The sequence below is a fragment of the Marivita sp. genome, assembly GCF_020055675.1.
Taxonomy (GTDB): domain Bacteria; phylum Pseudomonadota; class Alphaproteobacteria; order Rhodobacterales; family Rhodobacteraceae; genus Marivita.
In genome coordinates, this window is record NZ_JAIPUS010000024.1 from 41,402 (window position 1) to 49,017 (window position 7,616).

Annotated in this window: 9 protein-coding genes; 1 reads left to right on the forward strand and 8 read right to left on the reverse strand. The window is 63.3% G+C overall.

Annotated features, from left to right (window positions below; genetic code table 11):
* Nucleotides 1–2: 2 nt before the first annotated feature.
* The 4 genes from LCF59_RS14040 to LCF59_RS14055 form a co-directional block, all read right to left on the reverse strand.
* Nucleotides 3–2,201: a heavy metal translocating P-type ATPase gene (locus LCF59_RS14040; protein ID WP_292288239.1), complete on the reverse strand. Its 2,199-nt coding sequence runs from the start codon at nt 2,199–2,201 to the stop codon at nt 3–5.
* A 3-nt stretch (nt 2,202–2,204) separates the two neighbouring features.
* Complete coding sequence (locus LCF59_RS14045) at nt 2,205–2,666, reverse strand: FixH family protein (protein WP_292288240.1); 462 nt, start codon at nt 2,664–2,666, stop codon at nt 2,205–2,207.
* Entirely contained in the window at nt 2,666–4,102 is a 1,437-nt protein-coding gene (ccoG, locus tag LCF59_RS14050) for a cytochrome c oxidase accessory protein CcoG (protein WP_292288241.1), read from the reverse strand. The genes LCF59_RS14045 and ccoG overlap by 1 nt, the downstream gene beginning before the upstream one ends.
* 93 nt (nt 4,103–4,195) lie before the next feature.
* Nucleotides 4,196–5,074, reverse strand: coding sequence for a LysR family transcriptional regulator (locus LCF59_RS14055; protein WP_367273410.1), 879 nt, complete (start codon nt 5,072–5,074; stop codon nt 4,196–4,198).
* A 98-nt stretch (nt 5,075–5,172) separates the two neighbouring features.
* On the opposite strand from LCF59_RS14055, the gene LCF59_RS14060 reads away from it, so the two are divergent.
* Nucleotides 5,173–5,313: a hypothetical protein gene (locus LCF59_RS14060; protein WP_292288242.1), complete on the forward strand. Its 141-nt coding sequence runs from the start codon at nt 5,173–5,175 to the stop codon at nt 5,311–5,313.
* A gap of 195 nt (nt 5,314–5,508) precedes the next feature.
* On the opposite strand, the gene ccoP is transcribed toward LCF59_RS14060, so the two are convergent.
* The 4 genes from ccoP to LCF59_RS14080 all read right to left on the reverse strand — a co-directional run.
* The gene (gene ccoP / locus LCF59_RS14065; protein ID WP_292288243.1) at nt 5,509–6,381 is read right to left on the reverse strand and encodes a cytochrome-c oxidase, cbb3-type subunit III; all 873 of its coding nucleotides are present in this window, start codon (nt 6,379–6,381) and stop codon (nt 5,509–5,511) included.
* Nucleotides 6,378–6,563 carry a cbb3-type cytochrome c oxidase subunit 3 gene (locus LCF59_RS14070; RefSeq protein ID WP_292288244.1) on the reverse strand — a complete coding sequence of 62 codons (186 nt, stop codon included), beginning with the start codon at nt 6,561–6,563 and terminating at the stop codon, nt 6,378–6,380. Before LCF59_RS14070 ends, ccoP begins: the two co-directional genes overlap by 4 nt.
* 11 nt (nt 6,564–6,574) lie before the next feature.
* Nucleotides 6,575–7,303, reverse strand: coding sequence for a cytochrome-c oxidase, cbb3-type subunit II (gene ccoO, locus LCF59_RS14075; RefSeq protein ID WP_292288245.1), 729 nt, complete (start codon nt 7,301–7,303; stop codon nt 6,575–6,577).
* A 13-nt stretch (nt 7,304–7,316) separates the two neighbouring features.
* The coding region (locus LCF59_RS14080; RefSeq protein WP_292288246.1) for a cbb3-type cytochrome c oxidase subunit I at nt 7,317–7,616 on the reverse strand (300 nt) is incomplete at its 5' end.

A 7,616-nucleotide genomic window follows, 5' to 3' on the forward strand; every position in this document is an offset into this window, starting at 1 on the left:
GGTCATTTCAGTCGCAAGGCGTTCAACGATACCGTAATCGAAGAGGTCGACATCGCCAAGGCCGCGATGAGGGGCGAGCAAAGGCCAGCCACCGCAAGCGGCACGGCGATGATATTGTACCATGTTGCAATCCGAAAATTCTGGCGGATGCGCCTGATCGCGGTGCGGGAGGTGTCGAGCGCGTCCGAGATCGGATCAAGCGACTGTCCCAGCAGGACCACGTCGGAGGCGACGCGCGCCGCGTCCAGCGCGGTCGCGGGGGAAATCGACGCGTGGGCGCCCGCCAGTGCGGCGGTATCATTGAGCCCGTCGCCCACCATCAGTACGCGATGTCCCTGATATGTCAGGTCGGCCACCTTGGCCGCCTTGTCCTCAGGCAGGGCCTCGGCGATCCATTTGGCAATGCCGAGACGGGTGGCAAAGGCCTCGACCGCTTGCGTGGTATCGCCGGACATCAGGGTCACATCGTAGCCGTTTTCCTGAAGCCGCGTCACAAGCGCCTCGGCCCCGTCGCGGATCTGGTCGGCAAAGCGGAACGGCTCGGCCACGGTGTCGCCGACGCGCAGCCACGCGCAGGTGTCGGGGCTTTGGCCGCCGCCGACCCAGCTTGCGCGGCCAAGCTGAACGGTCTGGCCCTGCCAGGTGGCCTGGGTGCCGTGGCCGGGAAGTTCGGTGATGTTGCCCAGCTTGGCAGGAGCGATCCCCGCCGTCCGGATGGCGCGGGCCAGCGATTGCGACAGCGGATGCGACGAGCCGTCGGCCAATGCCAGCGCGATGCCCAGTTCGCGGCGCGCGTGGTCGTTCAGATTGACGACCTGCGGCGCCCCGGCGGTCAGTGTCCCGGTCTTGTCGAACACCACGGTGTCGACCTGTGCCATGCGTTCGAGCGCCGTCGATTCCTTGATGAGCAACCCTTTGCGGAACAGACGGCCCGAGGCCGCGGTGGTCACCGCCGGCACGGCCAGCCCAAGGGCGCAGGGACATGTGATGATCAGCACTGCCGCCGCGATGTTGAGCGCGGTGCGCAGGTCGAGCGTGTAGACAAACCACCCCGCAAAGGCGAGCGCGGACAGGATATGAACCCCCGGCGCATAGAGTTTCGCCGCCTTGTCGGCGAGCGACGTGTAGCGCGAGCGCCCCGATTCCGCGACCGCCACCAGGTCCGCCATGCGGTGCAGCGAAGTATCGCGCCCCACCGCACTCGCGCGGATGGTGAGAGGCCCGGTCAGGTTTACCTCGCCGGCGCTGACGGTGGCACCGGGACCCGCGTAGATGGGCCGCGTTTCGCCGGTGAGCAGCGACCGGTCAAGCTCGGACTGGCCGTCGACGATGTCTCCGTCAACCGGCATGCGCCCACCGGGCCGCACGCGGATCAGGTCGCCAATGGCCAATTCGGATGCGGGCACCTGTTCTTCCGCGGCGCCATCGCTTGTATCGGTCACGCGCGACACGCGCGGCACTTCGAGCGCGGCCAGTTCCTCGGCCGCAGAGCGCGCGGCGGCGCGGGTGCGGTGATCCAGGTAGCGCCCCGCCAGAAGAAAGAAGGTCAGCGTGATCGCCGCGTCGAAATAGGCATGTTCGCCCGACAGCGACGTTTCCCATAGCGACGTGCCCAGGGCCAGCAATATGGCCAGCGAGATCGGCACATCCATGTTGAGCCGCCCGGCCCGGAGCGCGGTCCAGGCGTGTTTGAAGAAGGGCTGCGCAGAGAACGCGATCGTCGGCAGCGCGATCGCGGCCGAGATCCAGTGGAACATGTCGCGTGTCGGACCCTCTGCGCCCGACCAGACGGCCACCGACAGGAGCATCACGTTCATCGCGGCGAAGCCGGCGACCGCCAGCCGCATCAACAGGTCGCGCCCCGCCTTGTCTGTTTCGGTGGCCCGCAGGGCGGTGCTGTCCAGCTCGTGTGCCTCGAACCCGGCGTTTTCGAGAACCTTGATCAGGTCCTGCGCCGTGGTGCCGGGGGCCGCATCGATCTGGGCGCGTTTCAGGGTGAGGTTGACGCGCGCGCCCCTGACACCGTCGGTTGCGCCAAGCAGACCTTCGACCCCGGAGATACAGGCCGCGCAGTGGATCGATGGCAGCGACAGCACGATGTTCACGTCACTTGGCTGGGCCGCATCCGCGAGCGCTTCGGCCGCCGGGGCAGCAGAGCAGGCAGGACAGGCCGAAGCGGCGGGGCGCATCGCGACAGTCATGGATCAGCTTTCGACGTGCAGGACAACACGCTGTTCGAAGGGCACACCCGCCAGAGAGGTGGCCTTCATGCGGATGTTCCAATTGCCCGGCTCAAGCGATTCGCGCGCGACATAGGCCGTGCCGTCGAAGGCAAATTCCGGTGTGCGGTCGTCTTGCACATGCGTGGCGCGGCCGAGCACCGCGTCGAGGCTTCCGGCCTGCACTGCCTGGCCGTCCTTGTCGGTGATCTTGAGGATCAGCAGGCCCCCCTTTGCATCGGCGCGCACACTCCAGCCCAGCGCTTCCTGGTCGGCCCGGCGGTCGTCAAAGCTTTGCGAGGCAACGTAGGAGTTTTTCACCTCCAGCCCCGGAAAGGTCGACACGGCGTTATATGCGAGTGTCAGGTTGACCGAGATGATGACGGCAAAGCAGCCGCCAAAGATGGCCAGAGCATGCCAGCCGGTGAATTTGCGGTCCTTTGACATCAGTTGCTCCTTCCGTTGAAAATGGTGTCTGTGTAGGCGCGGTCGCCGCTGGTCAGGTCCTCGACCCAGAACCGAACCTCGGACCGTTCATCCTCGGCCGGGTCCGACCCGGGAGCCGCAACAACATAGACACGTTGCAGAAAGGTTTCGTTGGCCGGCACATTGACGGTTTCATATGGCGTGCCTTCAAGCTGGATCCGCAGGGCCGGATGGCCTTTCACGGACATGCGGAAGGGACGGTCTTCGCCATGCTTGTTCAAGAGCCGCACATCGTAGGTGTTGCGGATCGAGCCGTCCGACAGCGTGACGTAGGTCGGGTTGCGCACCGGTGCGACAGACATTTCGATCTCGGGCCGGATGAACAGGGCAAAGACCAGCCCCACGCCGACCAGCGCCCAAAGCCCGGTATACATCATCGTGCGCGGGCGGAAGATATGCGACCATGCGCTGCGCGGTTTTTCCCCTGCGCGTTCGCGCGGCTCGTCGGACAGCGCGATATAGTCGATCAACCCACGCGGCTTGCCGATCTTTTCCATGATCTCGTCGCAGGCGTCGATGCACAGGGCGCAGGTGATGCACTCCATCTGTTGCCCGTCGCGGATATCGATGCCGGCCGGGCAGACGTTCACGCAGGCCATGCAGTCGATGCAGTCGCCCAGCTGTTCGGCGCCTTCGGATTTGCGGTGCTTGCCGCGCGGCTCACCGCGCCATTCCCGGTAGGCGACGGTCAGCGTGTCCTCGTCCATCATCGCCGCCTGGATGCGGGGCCATGGACAGGCGTAATTGCAGATCTGTTCGCGGGCAAAACCACCGAAGAAGAAGGTCGTCGCGGTCAGGATCAGCATGGTGGTATAGGCCACCGGATGCGCCTGCCCCGTCACCAGGTCCCGCAGAAGCGTTGGCGCGTCGGCGAAGTAGAAGATCCACGCCCCGCCGGTGGCCAGCCCGATGAAGAACCACGTCACCCATTTGACCAAGCGCAACCGCGCCTTGCGGAAATCCATCTTCTCCTGCCGGTGCAGGCGCAGGCGCGCATTGCGGTCGCCCTCGATCCAGCGTTCAACCAGGATGAACAGGTCGGTCCAGACAGTCTGCGGGCAGGCATAGCCGCACCAGACCCGCCCCAGAGCCGAGGTGAAAAGGAACAGGCCCAGCCCCGCCATGATCAGCAGGCCCGCGATGAAGTAGAATTCATGCGGCCAGATCTCGATCCAGAAAAAGAAGAAGCGACGGTTCGCCAGGTCGATCAGCACCGCCTGATCGGGCAGTTGCGGGCCGCGGTCCCAGCGAATCCATGGCGTGACATAGTAAATCCCGAGCGTGACGATCATCACGATCCATTTGAAATTGCGGAAATTACCTTTCACGCGCTTTGGGAAGATCGGCTCGCGTGCTGCATAGAGATTTGGCGGCTGTGTGTTTTCTGCTTGAGACACGGCGGATGGCTCCCGAAGACTAGTGGCTTGAATGTGTTTTTTCAGTCGGCACGCTTCAAGACTTTGACTTGCATCAAATACTGTATCTTTAATTCAGGTTTTTGCCGCTTCCTTGCGAATCCAGCGGACAAAGGCGCGCAGCGGCGGGCGCAGGACACCCGGACGCGTGAGCATATGGTAGCCTGCATCGGGGCGGTCGCGAAAGAGAATCACAAGCCGCTGTGCCGCGACATCTTCGGCCACGGCAACCCATGTTGTGACCGCGATCCCCTGCCCGCGCCGCGCCGCATCAAGCATCAGGTTGCCCGGCAGTTCAGTGCGCGATTTGACCCGCCGCCCGGCAAGCCCCTGTGCCGCCAGCCAAGAGGAGCTTTCGGTTGTGCCAAGCTCTTCGAGCCAGGGGTACTCCAGCAGCGCCTCGGGCGTGCCGGGCGCTGACCCGCGCATGAGATCGGGCGCGGCGACAGCGACCAGCGGCGCGGACATCAGCCTTTCCCGGTCAAACCCGGGCCATGGGCCTTCGCCGAAACGCACCGCCACGTCGATCCCGCCGGGGCTCGGGTCGGTCAGGGCCGGGTTGGGGGTCAGGATCATGTCGATGCCGGGATGGTCCGAATGGAACCCGGCCAGCCGAGGCATGAGCCAGGCGGAGGCGAATGTGGGCGTGCAGGCGATGTTGAGCGGGCGGTCGGACTGCGCCTGCGTGATCTGGGCGACACCGCTGCTAATCAGGCCGAACCCATCCTGCAACGCGCGGGCCAGCTCGCGGCCCTCCTCTGTCAGTTCCAGTGCACGGTTGCTGCGATCGAAAAGCGGGGTGCCGAGATGCGCTTCGAGGCTGCGCAATTGTTGCGAGATGGCGGCATGACTGACGTTGAGCGCCGCGCCGGCATCGGTCACCGAGCCGCGTTCGACAAAGGCACAAAAGGCGCGCAGGGCGGACATCTGCGGCAGGTGCGACCAATCAATCATGTAACCCAAACTTACATATCGAATTTATCCCTGAGTCGCATTTTCGGGCCAGACTGGCAAGTATGGTTGCAGGAAACAACAACCCGATGGAGGCCATCATGTTCACGACACTTGCACAAACCTTCTTTCGCGCCAGCGGCGTGGCGGCACCCCGGTATCGGACCGACCTGCCCCGGTCATGGCGTCGCGACGATGTGCGCGCCGCAACGGATCACAAACGTTGGGAGGATTGGAAATGATTTCCCCGGACCTGAAGGTGCCACCGTATCTGTGGCAGATCTGGCTGCACACAGAGCGCGGTCAGCGGTCATCGCGGCACGACCGAAACCGGCGGTCCGCCGGATAAAAGCGCCGATGCTTCGAAACGCGCGAACAGAAAGAAGCATCGGCGCGGCCCCTTTCGGCCCGCGGGCCGAAAGGTGTCTTGTGCGGGATTACTCCGCCGGGGCTTCGCCGCCACCCAGTGCGTGCACATAGGTCGCAACGGCGCGAATCTCGGCCTCGCTCAGCCGTTCGGTCCATGGCGGCATCACGCCAAAGCGCGAATAGGTCACGGTTTCCACCAGCGTGTCGTAATCCCCGCCATAGAGCCAGATCGCATCCGTCAGGTTCGGGGCGCCTTGCCAGCGATCACCGGTGCCATCTTCCATGTGGCAGGCGGCGCAATTGTCCATGAAGAGTGTTTCACCGGCATCGGCCATGGACGCGTCCTGCGGTTCACCGGACAGGGACATCACGTAGTTGACCACCTGTGCGATTTCCTGCTCTTCGAACAGCTCGCCATAGGCGGGCATCTGCGACCAGCGCGCATCCATGTCTTCCTCGTTGCGGATGCCATGGGCGATGGTGTGGTGGATCGCCTCGATGTCGCCGCCCCAGAGCCAATCGTCGTCCAGCAGGTTGGGATAGCCCTTGGCGCCGGCAGCACCGGACCCGTGGCACTGGGCGCACCACGTGCGGAATACCGCCCCACCCGCGTTCTGCGCGTATTGGTTGAGATCCGGGTCTTGCGAGATCTCGGTCAGCTCGACCGAGGCAAGCTGCATGTTGATGTCCGAATTGGCATCTTCGAACCGGGTGATCTCGTCTGCGACTTCGGCGCGGGTGGAATACCCAAGCAGCCCCGGCGTCGCCGCCTTGATCCCCGGCCATGCCGGATAGGCAATGGTATACAGCACCGCCCAGACAATCGTGGCGTAAAAGGTCCACAACCACCAGCGCGGCAAGGGCTTGTTGTATTCCTTGATCCCGTCCCACTCGTGACCGGTGGTTTCGTAGTCAAGGTCATCGTCTTGTTTCTTGCTCATTTCCTCGACTCCTTGGGTTCGGCCGGTTTGTCTTCGTGCCGGAACGGGATGTTGGCGCTGTCATTATGCGTCTTGTTGCTGCCGGGGCGGATGACCCAGAGGATCACCCCGACAAAGAACAGGAACAGGGCGAGCAGCATCCAGCTGTCGGCAAATTCACGCAGAAAGGAATAGGTCTCCATCGGTTCGCTCCTTAACGGCTCGCGTCGGGAGTGAAGGTCGAGAAATCGACCAAGGTGCCCAACATTTGAAGATACGCGATCAAGGCGTCTGCTTCCGAAACGCCTGGCCGGCCGTCGAAGTTTCTCACGATCACCCCTTCGCCATAACGTTCGAGCAAACCGTCGAAGTCACTGTCGGGATCGGCCTGTGCCCGGAAATCGAGCTGTGCTGTTTCGATCATCTCGTCGGTATAGGGGACACCGACAAAGGCATTTGTCGACAGCAGATCGCCGATGTGTTCCCCGTCGATGAGCGTTGCTTCAAGGTGACCGTATTTCGGCATCACCGATTCCGGCACCACCGATTGCGGGTCGCGCAGGTGATCGACGTGCCAGTCATCCGAGTAACGGCCACCGACGCGGGCAAGGTCAGGCCCGGTCCGCTTGGACCCCCACTGGAACGGGTGATCGTACATCGATTCCGCCGCAAGGCTGTAATGGCCATACCGTTCGACCTCGTCCCGCATGGGACGGATCATCTGGCTGTGGCAGACATAGCAGCCTTCGCGCACATATACGTCCCGCCCGGTCAGTTCGAGCGGCGTGTAGGGGCGCATCCCGTCCACCTCTTCGATCGTGTTTTCGAGGTAGAAGAGCGGTACGATCTGCACCAGCCCCCCGATGGTCACGACAAGGAAGCTGAAGACCAGCAAAAGCGTCGCGTTGGTTTCGATTATCTTGTGCTTGTCAAGAATACCCATTGTCCAAGCCTCCTTATTCGGCCGCGACGGCTGCGGACCCGGCCGCGGCGTCTTTCGCCGGGCTACGCTTCACAGTCATCCAAAGGTTGTAGCACATGATCAGCGCGCCGGTGAGGTACATGACACCACCCAGACCACGGACCACATACATCGGGAACTTGGCGCTCACGGTGTCGGCAAAGGAGTTCACGAGGAACCCGTTTTCATCGACCTCACGCCACATCAGGCCTTCCATGATCCCCGTGACCCACATCGAGGCCGCGTAGAGAATGATGCCGATGGTGGCGAGCCAGAAGTGCCAGCTGACCATGCT